We start from the raw sequence: 16,308 nt of genomic DNA, 5'->3' as shown, positions 1-16,308 counted from the left end.
CGCCTGCGGCGGATTAAAAGGGTCAGCCGAGTTCGCTTTCGTGCCAGTTGCGCAGGCTCAACCGGGCCAGCACGGCCATCAGGCTGAATAACGCGACACCGGTCAAGGCGATCAGCAGCAGGGCAGCGAACAGCCTTGGAATATTCAGTTGAAAGCCGGCCTGGAGGATCTGATACGCCAGCCCAGCACCGGTGCCCCCGGTGCCGGCGACGAACTCCGCCACCACCGCGCCGATCAACGCCAGCCCGCTGGCAATGCGCAGCCCCGCAAAAAAACACGGCAGGGCGCTGGGAATGCGCAGGCGCAACAGCACCTGCCAGCGGCTGGCGCGGTTCAGGCGGAACAGATTGAGCAGGCCGGGGTTGACGCTGCGCAAGCCGAGTACGGTGTTGGCGATGATCGGGAAAATCGCCACCAAAGTCGCGCAAATAATCAACGCCAGCGTGGTATTGCTGCACCAGATGATGATCAGCGGCGCGACGGCCACCACCGGCGTCACCCGCAACAGGATGGCGTAGGGAAACAGGCTGGCTTCCAGCACGCGGCTCTGCACAAACACAAAGGCCGCCAGGGTGCCGATAAGCACCGCCAGCGCAAAGGAGAAAAAAGTGATCTTCAAGGTCATCCACAATGCACCGAACAGCATCGGGCCATCGCTGATCAAGGTACGGCCGATATCGACCGGGGAGGGCACCAGATACACCGGCACCTTCCAGGCCACACATGCCAATTGCCACAGACCCAGCAATACCGCGCCGAGCAGCAGCGGCGAGACGATGCGCAACACCGTGGGGTGACGTAACCAGGGAGTAAAGGACGGGTTCATGAGCGGGCTCTCAATAAAGTCAGCAAGGATCGCCATTGGCCTCGGCCAGCAGCCGGGACAGGCGTGCGCACTGCGCGATAAAGGCCGGGGAGGTGCGGTAGGCCTCGTCTCGTTCCAAGGGGCCGTCGATTTCGATGTCGGCGATTACTCGGCCCGGGCGCGCACCCATCACCACCACCCGCGATGACAGGTAGACGGCCTCGAAAATGCTGTGAGTGACGAACACCACGGTCAGGTCGCGGCTAGCCCACAGCTGACGCAGGTCGCTGTCGAGCTTGTTGCGGGTGAACTCATCCAGGGCGCCGAAGGGCTCGTCCATCAACAGCAGATTGGGCTCGGTGGCCAAGGCCCGGGCGATGGACGCGCGCATTTGCATGCCGCCGGACAGTTCCCGCGGGTACACCTGGCTGAAGCGGTCCAAGCCGACAAGAGCAAGGGCTGCGTCGACCTTTGGCTGGCTCTGGGCTTTGGGCACATTGGCCAGATCCAGCGGCAGGCGCACGTTGTCGCTGACCTTGGCCCAAGGCATCAGGGTCGCCTCCTGGAAAACCATCGCCAGGCTTTGCCCTTGGGTCGGGCTGGCCGGGCTGTCCTTGCCCCACCAGCGCACGTGGCCGGCGGAGGGCTTTTCGAGGCCGGCGAACATTTTCAGCAGGGTGCTCTTGCCGCAGCCCGAAGGGCCGAGCAATGAAACGAACTCGCCGCGCTGAATGGCCAGCTTCACCCGGCTCAAGGCCTGGGTGCCGTTGCTGTAGGTTTTTTCCACCTGATTGGCGAACAGCGGCGTTTGCACGCCGACGCTGTCGCCCCGTGGCAACGCCTGTGGCAGGGCGTTGGCCCCAGTTATGGTTCGCATCAACATAGCGCTCTCCCCTTGGGTCATGAGCGTCCGGTAAAGCCCCGGCACACCGGGGCGCTGACTTCAATGGCTGAGGAACACTTCACTTTCACCGTGAGCTTCGAGCAGGCCCAGCAGTTGCCGACGAATCACCAGGCCAGGCTTGTCCGACGGCATGTGCAGTTCCACTCGCCGGCGAGTATCGACACAGGCGTCGTAATCGGTGGCTTCGAGGATGTCGCGGTCTTCGGCGGTGATCGCTGCGTCCCAGTCGATCAGCTCCTGGGTCGAGCATTGCTCCTCGCTGTCGTTGCGATACAGCCACTGGACCAGCATCAGGCGCCCGTCTTCCATGGGTGTCGCGCAGTTGTAGATGATGTGGTGGATGCCGCTGTCCGGGTACATACAGCCAAAGCGCCGGGAGAAAGGCAGGTAATAACGGTTGATCAGATGGCGCTGGGTGATCGGCTCGCGGGTGCCGGTGATGCGATAGCTTTCCTCGGGGTTGCGGATCGGCACCCGGGTTTCGGCCTCGAAGCCGTAGTCGGTTTCGCGGAACTCGTAGCCGGCCGGCGCCGGCTGGTCGAACAGGCCGAAGTTGGCTTTGTGGACGAAGGAAAAGTGCGAGTTGTCGAAGGAGTTTTCCATGACCCGCAGCGGGCTGGTTTTCCACTCTTCATAAAACTGGAAGATGCGCCGGTAGCCCGGGGCGCCATCTTCGGGAAACTCAGGGATTGGTTGCAGAGGATCGTCGAGGGCGACCCAGGCGTAGCCGTATTTTTCCTGGCAGTGAAAGGCCTGGACCGAGGCGCCCGGCGGAATCATGCCCGCGGGGTTTTGCGGGATCTTCACGCAGGTGCCGGTGCAATCATATTCCCAGCCGTGATAGCCGCAGGCGATGTTACCGTCCTCGCTCACAAAACCTTTCGAGAGCTTGGCGGTGCGGTGGCAGCAACGGTCGCGCATGGCCACCGGGGTGCCGTCGGGGCGCTTCCACAGCACCAGCGCCTCGCCGAGTAAAGTGAAAGGCTGCGGACCGGCATCCAGCGAGGTCATGGGCAGCAGGGCATACCAGAAACGGCGCAATACAGGTTGTTTGGTGACCAACATAACAAGTGTCCTCACGGTATTCGTTCAGCCGGCTCTTGGGCTCGGGCTCTGGGTTCAGCAGTCTTGCAATCAGGCTCAGCGGCTGGCGGACTGTTCGGCGTCAGGCAGCACCTTCAAGTCCTCGACGAAGCGCGTGGTGTAGGCCTTCTGCCAAGGCGCATCGGCACCGAGCAGGCCGGCTTCGACCATGAAATTGCGCGTGGCCTGCCAGCGCGCATCGCTCATCACGCCGATGCCTTGGGTGGCGGCATCACCGCCGGTGACCAGGCGATATTGCTTGAGCGTCGACAAGCCCCAGGCGAGCAATTCATCGCTCATGTTCGGGTTATCGGCCTTGATCAGGTGGTTGGCGCTCGGGTTGTCGAGGTAGCGCTTCCAGCCCTCCATCGAGGCGCGAACAAAGCGCTGGACTCGCTCAGGATGCTGATCGATCACGTCCTGGCGAGTGGCCAGCGTCGAGCCGTAGGGTGGGTAACCAGCGTCGGCGAACAGGAAGAAGTTGGCTTTCTCCCCGGTCTTCAACGCCTGGAACAACTCGGAGCTGGCATAGGCCTGCTGCGTGGTGTTGGCGTCCGCGAGGAAGGGTTGCAGGTTGAAGGTGTAGGGGCGGGCCTGGCTGTCCTTGAGCTGATATTTGCCCTTGAGCCACGGCCACCAGGTTTGCTGGCCGGAGGTGGAAACCAGCACCTGCTTGTTCTGCAAGGCATCCAGGCCGCTCACATCGGCATGGGTCAGCAGGCCCTGAGGGTCACCTTGAAAGGGCGCGGCCACGGCCACCACCGGCAGGCCTTGCTCCACACTTTTGAGAATCTGCAAATCGTAGTTGACGATGAAATCGGCCTGCTTGTTGAGCAGCAGCTGCATGCCATTGACCTGCGGCCCACCCATGCGGATGGTCACGTCCAGGCCTTCTTTTTCATACAGTCCATCCGCCAGGGCCTGGTAGAAACCGCCCTGTTCAGCTTGGGCATACCAGGAGGTGAGCAGCACCACCTTGTCATTGGCCAAAGCCAGTGGAGACGCGATCAGGGCGGCGGGCGCAAGCGCCATGGCCAGTAGCGAGCGAAGCGGTTGACCCAAGGCAAAGCGAATTTTCATGATGTGTTCTCCACAACGATTCGAAAACCGCCGCGCGCCAATCGGCACGCCAGCGCGGGACCGATTGGAGAGAACAAGGGGAGGAGAGAGGGCGCGTTGCGTAGTTACACGGCTGACACTTCTCTCTTGCCCGGGGCGCTGGCGCCGCGTTCAAGCATCCAATCGGACGTACGCCCACAGGGAAGGGCGCAAGAGCAATGCCCGGTGCCATTGCTGGCACTGACCGCTTCTACTCGAAAGTGGTAATAGCCAAAAGTGTGCCAAGCCGTCGCAGGCCCGCCCTCACGGGATCCGGCGGGCGAGGCAATCAGCAGGAGGTGGGCAGGCGAATCGCAACAGTGCGAATTCAAGTGGGCGCGCCTCAATCTGGTGCGCAACCGATGGCTGCAAAGTATTCAGTTTTACGAATCGATTGTGCTGAATGAGGGCTGAAGATTGTATTCGCTCAGTTGGCACAACCTCTGCTTAGTCTGGAGTCGAGTAGAAGCGGTCAGCACAGTGGGCTCTCAACAGGACCCGAAGTGCAGGGCATTGCTCTGGCGGCATTACGCCGCGTACCCGGCAAGGGTCGCCCCTCGTTAATTTGAGGGCCAGAGCAGCTGCTTGATCCGCAGCTCGGGCATGCCTTGCCGGTGATATCCGCCAATCACCTGAAAAGGGCAGCCCATGAAAACATCGCGTATTCCATTACTTGCACCTTCACTGCTGCGTCGCAGCCTGGCGCCGCTGTTAGCTCTGGCCAGCGCCGGCGCCGAAGCTGGCCCTCTGTTGTGGAACGACAACAGCTTGAGCTACCTCTACGGCCAGCATTTCAAAGTCGACGGCACTGGCGACGATACTCAGCAAACGCTCAGCTTCGAACACGCCAGCGGCTGGACGTGGGGCGATATCTTCATGTTCGTCGACAACAAATGGTCCAGCGGACTCTCGGGTGCCCACGGCCATTCCTACTACGGTGAATTCTCCCCACGGCTGTCGCTGGGCAAAATCAGTGACCGCTCCCTGAGCTATGGCATCGTCAAGGACGTCCTCATCGCCGCCACCTACGAGCGCGGTGAAAACCGCAATCGCAAATACCTGCTGGGTCCTGCTGTCGACCTCATGCTTCCAGGCTTCGATCGCTTTTCCCTGAATACCTACTACCGCAAACCCGACGGCATCACCGGTAAGGCCTCAGGTCAATGGCAGATCAACCCGACCTGGTCCATGACCCTCCCGGTGGGTCGCTCCGACATTCTTTTCGACGGCTATCTGGAGTGGTACGTCAACGACGTCGGCAACAAAGGCACCTCCAACTATGTGGCCAGGAGCTTTCACTTCAACCCCCAAGTCAAATACGACGTGGGCAAGGCGCTGGGGCAACAGCAAAAACGTTTTTATGCGGGACTTGAGTGGGATTACTGGTCGAATAAATACGGGATTGAAGACACGAGCGGATTCCCTACCGACCAGAACGCGTTGAGTCTCTTGCTCAAGGTGCATTTTTGACGGGGGGCGATCGCCCATTGCAGAAAGCGGCCTTGACGCACCACCTCGGCCAACTCGCGAAATCGGTGAGGTTCATCGCCATTACTCTTGCACTGCAAGCGCCTCAATCAATTCTTGGGTAGTCACGATTGAATGAGCGAAAGTCGGCCCGTTCAACTCGTGGGCGGCGTGCATCATTTCCGCACGGAAAGCGGCGGTCGCATCGCGCACCAGCGTGACGTGGTAGCCCAGTTCCGAGGCGTAGCGGGCGGTCGCTTCGATGCAGGTGTTGGCGAGCAGGCCGACGATGATGACGTGGGTGATGCCTTTCTGCTTCAGGCGAAAATCAAGGTCGGTATTGGCAAAGCCGCTGGAGCCCCAATGTTCCTGCACGACAATGTCGCCGTCCTTCGGCGCGAAATCGGGATGCCATTCGCCGCCCCATTCACCGCGTGCGAAGTGGTGCATGTGCATGATTTTGCATTGGGTAGGTGTTGGATGGTCCCAGCCTTCATAGTCGCCATGTTCCCAGCGGTGGTGCGGCACGATGACCACCGGAATGTTCTGCGCCCGTACGGCGCGATCGAGCGCCCGCAGGTTGTCGAGCAGCCCGACCTGCTCGGCAATCGGCTTGATCAAGGGGAAGACCTTGCCGTTTTCCGAGAGAAAATCGTTGTACGGATCGACAAGCAGATAAGCGGTCCGGTTCAGCGGATAAGGGGCGTTCGACATGACGATGTACTCCACGCAAGTTAAGTGACCGATGCCGTGGGCTCGCCCGGGCATCAGTTTTTTATGACGACGAAAAAGCTCAAGTCAGTTGAAGGCGCTGCGGTAGGCAAAGAGGCCGGGCAAGCCGCCGGTCATCACAAACAGTAGATTGCTTCCTGGCGGGTAGTCACCCCGGCGCACGGCAGCGAGCAACCCGGCGAAGGCCTTGCCACCGTAGACCGGATCCGTCAGCAAGCCCTCAACGGAGGCCAGCAGTCGAACCGCTTCGAGCATCGATTCGGTGGGGGCGCCATAGGCGTCGCCACGTTGACTGCCATCCACAGTGATTGCGCTTTGCAGAAGGGTTGCGGACGGGTCCAGGAGCTGCAAGGTTTCCCGGGTTTTTTCCAGTGTCGTCGCCGTGGCCTGGTCCTCTGTTGCCAACACCGAATAGCCGATAACTTCGGTTGATGATCGAGCCAGTGCCAGACCCGCCTGCAGTCCTGAATGGGTCCCTGCGCTGCCGTTGGGGATGATGATCCGCTCGAATTGCACACCGAGCGCGTCTGTCTGGCGGAGGATCTCTCCCGCACAAGCGGCGTAGCCCAGACTGCCCCTGGGGCTGGACCCGCCCAATGGTATGAGGAAGGGTTTTTTGCCTTGGCTTTTGAGCGCGCTGAGCAGTTCGCCAGCGTAGCTATCGGGCGTCAAACCGCGCGGCAGTCGATGAACCTTTGCGCCAAACAGGCCATCGAGCAATACGTTGCCGTTATGGTAAAAATCATCATCGCTGCGCACCGCCGACGGGGTCAGGATAAGCTCGCAGGCCAAACCTTGGCGGGCCGCGACGGCGGCGGTCAACCGGGCGTGATTGGATTGAAAACCGCCCCAGGTAACCAGTGTGTCCGCGCCTTCGGCCAATGCTTCGCCAAGCAGGAATTCGAGTTTGCGCAGTTTGTTACCACCGCCGCCGAGGCCCATCAGATCATCGCGTTTGACGTACAGGTTGCAGCCATGCAGTTCGGCTGCCCGGCTCAGACGGGACAGCTTCTGAATCGGTGTCGGGCCTTCCAGCAGCGCCACTCGGGGGTAAGCAGCCAGCGCAGTTTCCAGTTGATTCAAGTCGTGAGGCATGACGGTTCGCTTGACGTTGATGGAAGGAAGTGGGGCGGTTACTTCAACAAGCCCCGGCGAAAGCTTAATAACTGAGATTGCAGTTAAGTCGCTTTGTCAGGCAGTGGCGGACTCTCGTGCGACTTGCCTGAGGATTTGTTCGTATTCCTTGACGGATAGCGATCCGGACACCAACTGACGACCGTTCAGCACCATGGCCGGGACCGAGTTAATCCCGCGCTCAAGATAAAAACCTTCAAGTTCACGGACCTCGAGAGCGAATGCCTCGCTAGTCAAAATCTCGCGGGCGCGGGTGGTTGAAAGTCCCGCTTCACCGGCCAGGCGCACCAGTGTTTCGTGGTCGCTGGGGTTCGCGCCATTCATGAAATAAGCCTCGATCAGGATTTTCTTCAGCGCGACCTGGCGGCCTTCCTGCACGGCCCACAGCAGAAGGCGATGGGCATCGAAGGTGTTGTAGAAATGACTGCGCTTGTCCAGGTCGAACTGAAAACCGATGGCTTTGCCGCGCGCGACAATCATTTCATTGCGCGTGTCGACTTCTTCGGCGCTGCGCCCGTATTTGCGCATCATGTGCTTGATGGCGTGCTCGCCCTCGGCCGGCATGTCCGGGTTCAGTTCGAACGGCTTGAAGGTCAGCTCCACGGCAACCTCGCCGGCAACATTGGCGATGGCTTGTTCCAGCGCTGTGGCGCCGAGTGCGCACCAGGGGCACACGACATCCGACACAAAGTCGATACGGACGGCAAAAGTCATTTCTTCGACTCCGTCAGCTGTTGGCGGTACTCAGTGGTGGTAATTCCGGCATAGCCCCAGTTATCGGTGTCGACCTCTTCAATAACGATATGGGTGAGGTGCGGGTCCTTGTTGAGGACGGTTTGCATGGTTTTGGTGATCTCGGCGATGACTTGGGATTTCTGTTCTTTGGTGACGCCGTCGCGAGTGATACGAACGCTGATGAAAGGCATGGGATAAGTCTCCTGTGGGCGCCCCATCGATATGAAGAGGAGCAGTGGGATCGACTTTAGAGTGTTGCGTTCAGGGGATAAATCAGGGGCGGAGAACATCACTTATAACGCTGTGTAATCAATCCGCATTTAACATTGAGCGCTTTGCAGAAAGTAGATCGCCCTCCCTGGCTGCAGGCGCGGGGAGGGCGAATGCTACGGCGGGAGGAATCAGTTCTGCGCTTTGCTCATGCGGGTAAATAGCTCGGTGGGTACTTTCTTGCCATTGGAAATGTACTGGTTGGTTCTGAACTTGTAGACCTCACCTTCCGAAAGAAAACCATCGTGGTTGGTGTCCATCGCTTTGAATTCTTCACCGCCCTGAGGTGCCACAGCCAGCAGCTCTTTAAGAGAGACGAGGCCATCATGGTCGGTATCTGTGCGAGCGAAAGAGTCGTCCCCACATTTGCCTTCACCGCACTTGCCCTCGGCAGTAGCCGACTTGTCGCTGGCTTCGCTGGCGCCGCATTTGCCTTCGCCACACTTGCCTTCGCCGGTTTTATCGGCCGATGCCAGTTGGTAGCCTTGGGGCAATGGCTCAACAGCAAAAGCGGCAGACGATGCCAGGCTCATGCCACCGGCTAAAGCAATTGCGGCCAGGCCAAGACTGGTTTTGTTCGACATTGGTTTACGGTACATAGTGCTTCTCCAGATGCTTTGCGCGGCGAGGCCGCGATTCATGCCACAGGGCGGATAGACCCTCAAGGATGCTCGAGGCGAAGGGCGCAAGCGTCGTCCACTTCGACAGAGCGACCTTATTCGGGCAGGCCTATTTAGCGTGAGTCATGTATCGGCGATGTATCGGCGAGAGGAGCATTTGTAAGCCAATCCCAAGACTTAGCGTTTGGGTACATAGAGATACAAAAACTGAGCTCAGCCTTTGCGCGTCAGTCAGGACAACAGCTTCAAAACGGGTGTCGCGGCTACGCCGACGGCGGCTTGCGCATGCAGCTCGCGCAGCAGAGCCAGTGCGTCAGCAACGAAGCTGGTCACGTCTGAAGCACCAGCCTCCGCAGCCAAAGCGTGCAACTGCGCTCGACCATCCATGTCTGGGAAGTGCTCGATCCGCTGCAACAAACGGAACGCGAGAGGGCTGACCTGGGAGAACTGCACCTGGCCACTCGGCACACGGCTGATCAGCAGCAACGTTGGTTGTTCTGGCGGTTCAGAAGGCAGATGACCTGGCCCGAGACGATGTACGGCCCAGGTGTAAGCCAGCGGCCAGACGAGCGGGGAGAGCCTGAGGGGACGGTCGAGTAACTGTTCCGCATCACTGGCTTTTAAAGGCGCAGCGTCCAACTGTTGCAGCGCCATCTCCACCCACTCGTAATGGGCCAATTCAGGCAAGAACGGGTACCAGGGATGCTCAAAGCCAGGCGAGTCTTCCAGGCTTGCTACGAAGTCTACAAACTCACGAGCAATTTCTCCGAAGCGCGGTGTCTGCGCGCGGTAGTCACGCAAAAAACGCCGTACCAGCGCACGCCAACCGGCATCACCCAGCACGGCAACCAGCACCGGAAACGTTCCACCCAGCAACCCCAACAGATTGTTCAACACCAGGTTGAGGTAGACCTGCGCTCTTGCGGGATTCATCTGCGCAGGCGGCGCATAACTGTCCGGGTCACGCAGGTAACGGGTCAGCGCGAGCTGCTGACTGTGCAGACTTGAAGGGGAGTCAGCCATCGACAGTCACCCGCAACAAAGCATCCGCGTCGCGTTGCAAGCGCCTGATGATATTCAGTTCAGCCACCAGCTCGTCGTAGGACGGAAAGTTGAAATCGCGCTCCAGCAGGGTTGGCTTCACGCCGAAAAGGTCATAAGCCTGGCCCAGCAATGACCAGACTGCCGGTTTGACCGACGCACCATGGGTGTCGATGATCAGGTCATCAGCTTCGTCGTAATGCCCAGCCACATGCATGGCGACTACGCGTTCTGGTTCCAGACCGGCGAGGAAAACCGCTGGATCGAAGCGGTGGTTCACTGAGTTGACGTACACATTGTTAACGTCGAGCAACAGGTCGCAATCGGCCTCGCGAAGCACTGCATTGGTGAACGTCAGCTCGTCCATGTCCTGATGAGCAGCGGCGTAGTAAGAGACGTTCTCTACAGCAAGACGACGACCGAGAATGTCCTGTGCACGGCGGATGCGCGCAGCGACGTGATGGACGGCCTCCTCAGTGAATGGCAACGGCAGCAGGTCGTATAAATGGCCATCGTCGCTGCAGTAACTCAGGTGTTCGCTATAGAACGGCACGTTGAAGCGATCCAGAAACCCGCGGACTTGCTCAAGAAAAGACTCGTCCAGCGGCGCACTGCCACCCAGCGATAGTGACAGGCCATGGCATGACAGCGGATAGCGTTCAGCCAGCAACTGCAGGGCCGCTCCATGAGCGCCGCCGATGCCGATCCAGTTCTCTGGAGCAACCTCTAGAAAATCGATATCACCGACCGGAGCGTCACGAAGCGTGTTGAGCAGCGCACGGCGCAACCCGAGCCCGACGGTCGCCTCAGGGGGGAGCTGTGGATCGAAATGCGTTGATGATGAAGTGTTCGTTTGCATGAGCTCGTTACTCCGATTCGACGTCTGAAATCCCCGATCCACAGCCGGTGGGGGTGTGAATCGGGCGATTGAAACCCGCCACGGTTCTGCTCAAACGAGGTTGATCACCACGTTGATGTTGTTCCGCGTCGCTTTGGAGTACGGGCATGTCTGGTGTGCGGTATCGATCAGGTCTTGAGCGACGTTGCGATCCAGCCCGGGAAGGAAGACGTTGAGGCGAGCCTGGAGGAAATACGCACCATCGGTTGTGCCTAGATCCACTTCGGCGTCGACGGCAAGGTCACCCGGGAGGGTGACTTTCAGCTTGTTCGCCGCAATCCCCATCGCGCCGATAAAACAGGCCGACCAACCAGCGGCGAACAACTGCTCTGGGTTGGTACCGGCGCCAGAGGTGCCAGGCGACGACAGCTTTATATCCAGTCGGCCATCGTCACTGAGGGCGGTGCCATTGCGTCCACCCGAAGAGGTATGGACTTTGCCGGTGTACAGCACTTTATCAATATGGGTCATGGTGAAACTCCTGATTAACTAGTGGGGTTGAGAGCGATACCCTTGATGACGCGATAACACTCAGCGTGCATTCAAACGCTTGAGATACCGACCGATGCATGCATCCAGGCTCAGCTTGCCGGCGCCTGTGAACACCAGTGGCAGAAGGGCTACGAGGTAGATCAAAGGAAGTTTGAAATTGCCGTAGCCTTTGTTGCTGATGGAGTAGCCCATAGCCAGTTCGCTCAACGTCGACCACTCTGCTGGCCAGTGAACTGCGGCAGTTGCCACGACGGTGACCACTATGAGGATCAGTGCCGAAAGACGTGTTCCCAGGCCTACAAGCAAAGCAATGGAACAGAGCAGTTCTGCCCACATGGATAACTGCCAATTGAACGTAGCCGGCAGCTGATTGAAGGGAAAAGGAAAGGCCCCTTGAATGCTCGGGAACCAGTTCTCACCGTTCCACTTTTCCCATCCCGCTTCAAAAAACTCCCAGGCCAGAAACACGCGCAGGCTTAACGGCGCGATCCAGTCTCCAGCACGATCGAGATTAAGGTGCAGCCGATTCAAGACCGATGACGCGTTGGTTTGCATTGGTTTAATCCTCCGACTTGTCGTCAAGAAAGTGGAAGCCGTTAAGGTGCTCCCAATGACAGGTGTCAGGCACAGGAGCACTGCGCTGGCCGTGGGCGCAGTTCATCGTGCTGGTGTATCTCGCTTGTGTCTGAGGGGGCGGGAAGATCAATGTTGTGTAACGTGTTTGCGTCCGTACACACTTGGATACAGAGCAGTGCCTGTCGAAGGCGCTATTTTGGAGTTGGGATATACGATCGGCTGCGTTCTGCCGGTGACAGGCAGGAGGATTTCACAGGGCGAATGAAAGTCGCAAATGTGGGGCGAGGGCGTGGAAATTACTGTTGAATGAGGGGGCACGCCAGGTGCCCACCTTATCTGTCTGGAACCGCCTACGGGATCAAGCGCATCTCGCGCAGTTTGTCGAACACGTCGAAAAATGCCTGATCGCTCGCCTGGTAGGCAGTGAAGCCCATCAGGCGGCTTTTCGACATATCCGTGACCACTTCGATGGGTCGACCAAGGTCCGCATCGGTATGCCATGGGGAAGTCAGGCGATCGATATCGGATTCTTTCAAACCGTGTTCCGCGACTATTTGCGTCCAAACGGCTTGATCGTCTGCCATCTGCTTTTCGAGGGGTGAGACTGAAGCGGGATAGTCAGCAGCAGGCAGGCCGAAGTATTCGGCAATTCGGCTCCACATCCATTTCCACCGGAATACATCGCCATTGGTGATATTGAATGCCTGATTCGCCGCAGCCGGGGTGGTGGCCGCCCACAGTTGTTGTTTCGCCAACTGCCGCGCATCGGTCATGTCGGTGAGGCTGTCCCATTGCACCCTGGAACCGGGAAACACAAAGGGGCGATTGATGTGTTTGCAAATCGAGGCATAGACGGCGAGGGTGGTCGCCATGTTCATCGCATTGCCCACGGCCACCCCAGTGACGGTATGCGGGCGATGAACGCTCCACGTGAAGCCATCCTTTTCAGCCGCGGCGAAGAGTTCGTCTTCCTGAGCGTAATAGAAATTCTCGACATCCAGACGACCCTGTTCTTCGCGAAACGGCGTCTGCGGCAGACTGCCTTTCCCATAGGCTTCGAAAGGGCCGAGGTAGTGTTTCAGGCCGGTAACCAGTGCTACGTGTTTGACGCTTTTCGCTGGGCGAATGGCGGCGAGGACGTTGCGCACCATGGCGGCATTGACGCGAATGTTCTCCGCTTCCGTGGCTTGGCGTGACCATGTGGTAATGAACACATGCGTGGGTTTCACATCCCTCAGCGCATGTTCCAGTGAAGCAGGGTCCTGAAGGTCTGCCGCGACAGGCATCACGCCTTGAACTTGAGATGGATGCCTCGACAGCGCGGCGACCTGCCACTGGTTGTCGATGAGTAACTGGGTGATGGCGCTGCCGACAATGCCGCTGGCGCCTACGACTAAAGCTGTCTGGGTCATAGGTTTCTCCTGAATTCAGGTTTGGGAGTCCGCCTGAGCAGAAGAGGTTCAACCTGAAAATCCGTTAGAGTGCTCGCTACTCCCCGTTGAAGCCTGTGAGAAAAATGACTCGTCCGCTGTTTGTTGCTCTGGATGGCCCCAAAGGCGTCGGCAAAACCTCGCTGTTGGAGGCCATCACTGAAGTCCTGAGGGCAGACAACCAGAAAGTCATCCGGTTGTGCGAGAAAAAAAGCGACCCGTTCAGGGGCGAGACAATGCATCTGGTGAACCGACTCGTCCGACATCCCGACCGGAATCTGGAATTGGAAGTCTGCCAACGCCTGGCTGATAGCCGCAGCTGGATTTCCCAGCACGTGCTGACCAAACAGCCTGCCGACAGCATCATCCTGATCGATCGCTGGTACCCGTCCGATGCCGCGTTTCGCCGGATAGTCCCGTTTGCTGAAATCCTGCAATTAAACCGTGATCGCAACGTTCAGGTGCCCGACCTGCATGTTGGCGTGGTCACGGCGGCGGAAATTTCGTGGGCGAGGGCGGGGGCGCGACGGCGTGGCTTGAGCAGTACTGTGCTTCGCGGTCTGGAGGAGCATGTCGACTGTACCCAGGCTTTTGAGCAAGCCGCTGCCGATCAGGGTTGGTTTATATGCCGCAATGAGGGAGCGATCGAGGAAGCGACGGGGCGGGTGGTAGGGGAGATTAATCGGGTGGTGAGCCACCGGCACGGCCGCTCCATCTGACGCCTGAGTAATCGTGCGAATCTCCGCCACCGACGAGCGGCGCAAATATGACAAAGTATTTCGCCATCAAACGAGGTCAAGTGATTAGGTTTATTCAGAGGTTTGAAGATGAGATTTGCACGCTTTTGCCAGACACTGTCCAACTGGGCGGGTAGCCCCAAGACCTTTTTGACAGCGATTGTTCTGATCTTCGCCTGGGCTGGGACAGGGCCGTACTTTCATTACAACGACACTTGGCAGCTGATCATCAACACCTCGACAACGATCATCACCTTCCTGATGGTATTCCTCATTCAAAACACCCAGAACCGCGACAATGACATTCTGCATCTGAAGATCGATGAGCTGATACGAGCTACCCACGAGGCACAGAATGCTACGCTGGGGCTGGAGCAAATGGGCTCGAGTGAGCTGCGAAAACTTCGTGAACAATACCGCATGCTGGGTGAGTCAGGGCAGATCAAGTTTGATTGAAACTCGCGAAGCACCCGCAAAGCTACGGGGCCCCAGCATTGCGAGCATTGCTGGAGCCCCGCATCGATCGGCTATCAGTCGAAACTCAGTTCCTGAGTCTTGATGTGATTGGCCACTGCGCCGGAGATGGCGTCGAAGATTGCTTTTTCATTGTTGCTGTAGACCTCCATGTCGAGATCCAGGGTAATGGCAGCGCTGCGGATCATTACACCTTCATGGTGGTAGCTGACAAACAGTGAGTGCCAGTCTGTGAATTCCACATCCAACACGAGGTAAACCACTGTCACCGAAGCCATGCCCTGGTCGTTCTTGATGGGGCCAAAGGCGACAGTCGTGCGGCCGTCCTTAGTGCTGGCCTTGTTCCACCAGAAGGTCATGAAGTCGTGGGTGCCCGAATCGTTGGGATCCTTGGCCAAGAGCGTCGCGAGCTGCTTGAAACTCTCGAGTTCCGTCGCTCCCAGATACGTGCCAACGATGGTGGTCAGCAAACTACCGATGTCCACGTCACCTGAAGAGACATCCTGCCTGACCTGGCCGCCACTCGCTGCCTTTACGGTAAAGCCCAGATCGGTCAGTTGGTAAACCACAGCATCGAACCATTGCTTCGTCTGCAGATAGTCCGTATTGGTGATGTCCACGCCCTTGTTTTTCAGGACAGCACGCGCAGCCCCCTGTGCGTAGAGGTTCAGGTGAGAGTATGCGCTGACCTGCTCCGGGGTAGCATCGGTCATGGCATAAACCAACTGCGAGTCGATGGCTGTGGCGTCGATTGTCGTCGTAGTTCCACCGGTTACCACGCTGCCCAGCTTAGGCGGCGCAAGGGCAGGCCATGCGCAGGTGATGATCCTGCTCGTAAATCCCACACCATCGCGAAGATAGGCTTGACGAGAGCGCCAGTCGGGATGGGAAGTGCGGTCGATAGTGAAAGGGACGTCACGCAAGCCTTCGGGAGGGTTACCTATGGACTTGTCGATTGCCACGTTGAGCCTCTTCAGAAGCCCGTCGCACTCGCATTTCGCGAAAACATTCAGATGGTAGTTCAGGCCTTCTGTGTTGGTGACTTGCACGTGAGCACCGGCCCCCAGGGCCGCTTGGCAAGTTGAGATGTTCCGACCGAAGAGGCTGAACGTTTTCTGGGTCTCGAACTTCACTTCTACATCAGCTTTTGCAGATTCCTTAGTGCACATGATGATCTCCAGCTCATACCCAGGCGTCATTGCTTGGGCATCTAGAAGTTATCAATATCGGACCCTTCGTGAAGCTCAGTCGGTTGAGCAGTGCTCACGAATTGCCCTGAAAATTTTGCGTGGCGCTCAAGGTGCTGGAGTGGTCACTTCATCAAGAAACTTGGCGAGGTTACGAACGTCGTTGTCGGCCATTCTTTCAATCACGTCCGCGAGCGTTTTGCGATGCGGCGCGTCATGCATCGCGCCGAGCGAGTGCTGTCCACGGCCGAGCAGAAGCCAATCGGCATTGACGTTCAACTCGACGCACAGCTTGGCGAAGTTCTCCATACTGATTGGCTCTGAACGAAACCACCGACTGAGGGCGCTGTCCGTCACACCGATTCGGTGTGACAGCGCGTAGAGTTTTGGAAACCCACGAAGGGTATATGCGAACTGAAGTCTCTCGCCGTAGCTTTTGATGCCATGCATTTCCATATCTTTCTTCGTCCTTTACTCGGAGAGGCATCGAAAGCTTCAGAAGTCCGCAGCCTCTCCGGGTTTAAGGCGGGTGAAGCCCCCAAGAGCGAATCGAGTGTGGTGAGAGGCACATGTCAGCGCGCCAACGATTGCTCTCGGCCATGCTAAAGACGAACTCATGTGCAGT

The 16,308-nt window shown here is 58.3% G+C and carries 19 protein-coding genes; 3 read left to right on the top strand and 16 right to left on the bottom strand.

Annotated features, from left to right (window positions below):
- Positions 1–22: 22 nt before the first annotated feature.
- The 4 genes from FEE99_RS18575 to FEE99_RS18560 form a co-directional block, all read right to left on the bottom strand.
- Positions 23–826 carry an ABC transporter permease gene (locus FEE99_RS18575; protein ID WP_041480349.1) on the bottom strand — a complete coding sequence of 268 codons (804 nt, stop codon included), beginning with the start codon at positions 824–826 and terminating at the stop codon, positions 23–25.
- Positions 827–845: 19 nt separating this feature from the next.
- The gene (locus FEE99_RS18570) at positions 846–1,688 is read right to left on the bottom strand and encodes an ABC transporter ATP-binding protein (protein ID WP_041480350.1); all 843 of its coding nucleotides are present in this window, start codon (positions 1,686–1,688) and stop codon (positions 846–848) included.
- Positions 1,689–1,748: 60 nt separating this feature from the next.
- A complete protein-coding gene (locus tag FEE99_RS18565) occupies positions 1,749–2,774 on the bottom strand; it encodes an aromatic ring-hydroxylating dioxygenase subunit alpha (protein ID WP_041480351.1) in 1,026 nt (341 codons plus the stop codon).
- A 75-nt stretch (positions 2,775–2,849) separates the two neighbouring features.
- Entirely contained in the window at positions 2,850–3,872 is a 1,023-nt protein-coding gene (locus FEE99_RS18560) for an ABC transporter substrate-binding protein (RefSeq protein WP_052392209.1), read from the bottom strand.
- A 705-nt stretch (positions 3,873–4,577) separates the two neighbouring features.
- Here FEE99_RS18560 and FEE99_RS18555 point away from each other — a divergent pair.
- The gene (locus FEE99_RS18555; RefSeq protein WP_041480426.1) at positions 4,578–5,360 is read left to right on the top strand and encodes an outer membrane protein OmpK; all 783 of its coding nucleotides are present in this window, start codon (positions 4,578–4,580) and stop codon (positions 5,358–5,360) included.
- An 81-nt stretch (positions 5,361–5,441) separates the two neighbouring features.
- On the opposite strand, the gene FEE99_RS18550 is transcribed toward FEE99_RS18555, so the two are convergent.
- The 10 genes from FEE99_RS18550 to FEE99_RS18505 all read right to left on the bottom strand — a co-directional run bounded on the left by FEE99_RS18550 (position 5,442) and on the right by FEE99_RS18505 (position 13,267).
- Positions 5,442–6,071 carry an isochorismatase family cysteine hydrolase gene (locus FEE99_RS18550; protein ID WP_041480352.1) on the bottom strand — a complete coding sequence of 210 codons (630 nt, stop codon included), beginning with the start codon at positions 6,069–6,071 and terminating at the stop codon, positions 5,442–5,444.
- Positions 6,072–6,155: 84 nt separating this feature from the next.
- On the bottom strand, positions 6,156–7,184 hold the full coding sequence (locus FEE99_RS18545; RefSeq protein WP_052392210.1) for a D-cysteine desulfhydrase family protein: 1,029 nt from the start codon (positions 7,182–7,184) through the stop codon (positions 6,156–6,158).
- A 96-nt stretch (positions 7,185–7,280) separates the two neighbouring features.
- On the bottom strand, positions 7,281–7,937 hold the full coding sequence (locus tag FEE99_RS18540) for a DsbA family oxidoreductase (protein WP_041480353.1): 657 nt from the start codon (positions 7,935–7,937) through the stop codon (positions 7,281–7,283).
- Complete coding sequence (locus FEE99_RS18535) at positions 7,934–8,149, bottom strand: tautomerase family protein (RefSeq protein WP_016774741.1); 216 nt, start codon at positions 8,147–8,149, stop codon at positions 7,934–7,936. The genes FEE99_RS18540 and FEE99_RS18535 overlap by 4 nt, the downstream gene beginning before the upstream one ends.
- 210 nt (positions 8,150–8,359) lie before the next feature.
- Positions 8,360–8,827 (bottom strand): HvfA family oxazolone/thioamide-modified RiPP metallophore, encoded by a 468-nt coding sequence (locus FEE99_RS18530; protein WP_041480354.1) that lies wholly within the window; start codon positions 8,825–8,827, stop codon positions 8,360–8,362.
- A 252-nt stretch (positions 8,828–9,079) separates the two neighbouring features.
- Positions 9,080–9,871: an HvfC family RiPP maturation protein gene (locus FEE99_RS18525; protein ID WP_041480355.1), complete on the bottom strand. Its 792-nt coding sequence runs from the start codon at positions 9,869–9,871 to the stop codon at positions 9,080–9,082.
- Entirely contained in the window at positions 9,864–10,748 is an 885-nt protein-coding gene (locus FEE99_RS18520; protein WP_041480356.1) for an HvfB family MNIO-type RiPP peptide maturase, read from the bottom strand. Before FEE99_RS18520 ends, FEE99_RS18525 begins: the two co-directional genes overlap by 8 nt.
- 90 nt (positions 10,749–10,838) lie before the next feature.
- Positions 10,839–11,258 carry an organic hydroperoxide resistance protein gene (locus FEE99_RS18515; protein ID WP_041480357.1) on the bottom strand — a complete coding sequence of 140 codons (420 nt, stop codon included), beginning with the start codon at positions 11,256–11,258 and terminating at the stop codon, positions 10,839–10,841.
- A gap of 60 nt (positions 11,259–11,318) precedes the next feature.
- The gene (locus FEE99_RS18510) at positions 11,319–11,834 is read right to left on the bottom strand and encodes an HvfX family Cu-binding RiPP maturation protein (RefSeq protein ID WP_041480358.1); all 516 of its coding nucleotides are present in this window, start codon (positions 11,832–11,834) and stop codon (positions 11,319–11,321) included.
- A gap of 371 nt (positions 11,835–12,205) precedes the next feature.
- The gene (locus FEE99_RS18505) at positions 12,206–13,267 is read right to left on the bottom strand and encodes an SDR family oxidoreductase (protein ID WP_041480359.1); all 1,062 of its coding nucleotides are present in this window, start codon (positions 13,265–13,267) and stop codon (positions 12,206–12,208) included.
- Positions 13,268–13,371: 104 nt separating this feature from the next.
- Between FEE99_RS18505 and FEE99_RS18500 the strand changes: the two genes are divergently transcribed.
- Together FEE99_RS18500 and FEE99_RS18495 are read left to right on the top strand one after the other, a co-directional pair.
- Entirely contained in the window at positions 13,372–14,004 is a 633-nt protein-coding gene (locus tag FEE99_RS18500) for a dTMP kinase (RefSeq protein WP_041480360.1), read from the top strand.
- Positions 14,005–14,112: 108 nt separating this feature from the next.
- Complete coding sequence (locus tag FEE99_RS18495) at positions 14,113–14,478, top strand: low affinity iron permease family protein (RefSeq protein WP_041480361.1); 366 nt, start codon at positions 14,113–14,115, stop codon at positions 14,476–14,478.
- Between the two features lie 74 nt (positions 14,479–14,552).
- Here the strand turns inward: FEE99_RS18495 and FEE99_RS18490 are convergent, their stop codons facing one another.
- Both FEE99_RS18490 and FEE99_RS18485 read right to left on the bottom strand, forming a co-directional pair.
- Positions 14,553–15,665 (bottom strand): hypothetical protein, encoded by a 1,113-nt coding sequence (locus FEE99_RS18490; protein ID WP_143978912.1) that lies wholly within the window; start codon positions 15,663–15,665, stop codon positions 14,553–14,555.
- A 126-nt stretch (positions 15,666–15,791) separates the two neighbouring features.
- Positions 15,792–16,133 (bottom strand): helix-turn-helix domain-containing protein, encoded by a 342-nt coding sequence (locus FEE99_RS18485; RefSeq protein ID WP_162245413.1) that lies wholly within the window; start codon positions 16,131–16,133, stop codon positions 15,792–15,794.
- Positions 16,134–16,308 lie beyond the last annotated feature (175 nt).

The organism is Pseudomonas sp. ef1 (genome assembly GCF_007293365.2).
Lineage (GTDB): Bacteria > Pseudomonadota > Gammaproteobacteria > Pseudomonadales > Pseudomonadaceae > Aquipseudomonas > Aquipseudomonas siliginis.
This window is presented reverse-complemented; position numbering and strand designations above follow the sequence as displayed.

Excerpts from the sequence above, each read along its gene's own strand:
- FEE99_RS18575 (WP_041480349.1), bottom strand. The coding sequence starts at position 826 with ATGAACCCGTCCTTTACTCCCTGGTTACGTCACCCCACGGTGTTGCGC.
- FEE99_RS18570 (WP_041480350.1), bottom strand. The coding sequence starts at position 1,688 with ATGTTGATGCGAACCATAACTGGGGCCAACGCCCTGCCACAGGCGTTG.
- FEE99_RS18565 (WP_041480351.1), bottom strand. The coding sequence starts at position 2,774 with ATGTTGGTCACCAAACAACCTGTATTGCGCCGTTTCTGGTATGCCCTG.
- FEE99_RS18560 (WP_052392209.1), bottom strand. The coding sequence starts at position 3,872 with ATGAAAATTCGCTTTGCCTTGGGTCAACCGCTTCGCTCGCTACTGGCC.
- FEE99_RS18550 (WP_041480352.1), bottom strand. The coding sequence starts at position 6,071 with ATGTCGAACGCCCCTTATCCGCTGAACCGGACCGCTTATCTGCTTGTC.
- FEE99_RS18545 (WP_052392210.1), bottom strand. The coding sequence starts at position 7,184 with ATGCCTCACGACTTGAATCAACTGGAAACTGCGCTGGCTGCTTACCCC.
- FEE99_RS18540 (WP_041480353.1), bottom strand. The coding sequence starts at position 7,937 with ATGACTTTTGCCGTCCGTATCGACTTTGTGTCGGATGTCGTGTGCCCC.
- FEE99_RS18535 (WP_016774741.1), bottom strand. The coding sequence starts at position 8,149 with ATGCCTTTCATCAGCGTTCGTATCACTCGCGACGGCGTCACCAAAGAA.
- FEE99_RS18530 (WP_041480354.1), bottom strand. The coding sequence starts at position 8,827 with ATGTACCGTAAACCAATGTCGAACAAAACCAGTCTTGGCCTGGCCGCA.
- FEE99_RS18525 (WP_041480355.1), bottom strand. The coding sequence starts at position 9,871 with ATGGCTGACTCCCCTTCAAGTCTGCACAGTCAGCAGCTCGCGCTGACC.
- FEE99_RS18520 (WP_041480356.1), bottom strand. The coding sequence starts at position 10,748 with ATGCAAACGAACACTTCATCATCAACGCATTTCGATCCACAGCTCCCC.
- FEE99_RS18515 (WP_041480357.1), bottom strand. The coding sequence starts at position 11,258 with ATGACCCATATTGATAAAGTGCTGTACACCGGCAAAGTCCATACCTCT.
- FEE99_RS18510 (WP_041480358.1), bottom strand. The coding sequence starts at position 11,834 with ATGCAAACCAACGCGTCATCGGTCTTGAATCGGCTGCACCTTAATCTC.
- FEE99_RS18505 (WP_041480359.1), bottom strand. The coding sequence starts at position 13,267 with ATGACCCAGACAGCTTTAGTCGTAGGCGCCAGCGGCATTGTCGGCAGC.
- FEE99_RS18500 (WP_041480360.1), top strand. The coding sequence starts at position 13,372 with ATGACTCGTCCGCTGTTTGTTGCTCTGGATGGCCCCAAAGGCGTCGGC.
- FEE99_RS18495 (WP_041480361.1), top strand. The coding sequence starts at position 14,113 with ATGAGATTTGCACGCTTTTGCCAGACACTGTCCAACTGGGCGGGTAGC.
- FEE99_RS18490 (WP_143978912.1), bottom strand. The coding sequence starts at position 15,665 with ATGTGCACTAAGGAATCTGCAAAAGCTGATGTAGAAGTGAAGTTCGAG.
- FEE99_RS18485 (WP_162245413.1), bottom strand. The coding sequence starts at position 16,133 with ATGCATGGCATCAAAAGCTACGGCGAGAGACTTCAGTTCGCATATACC.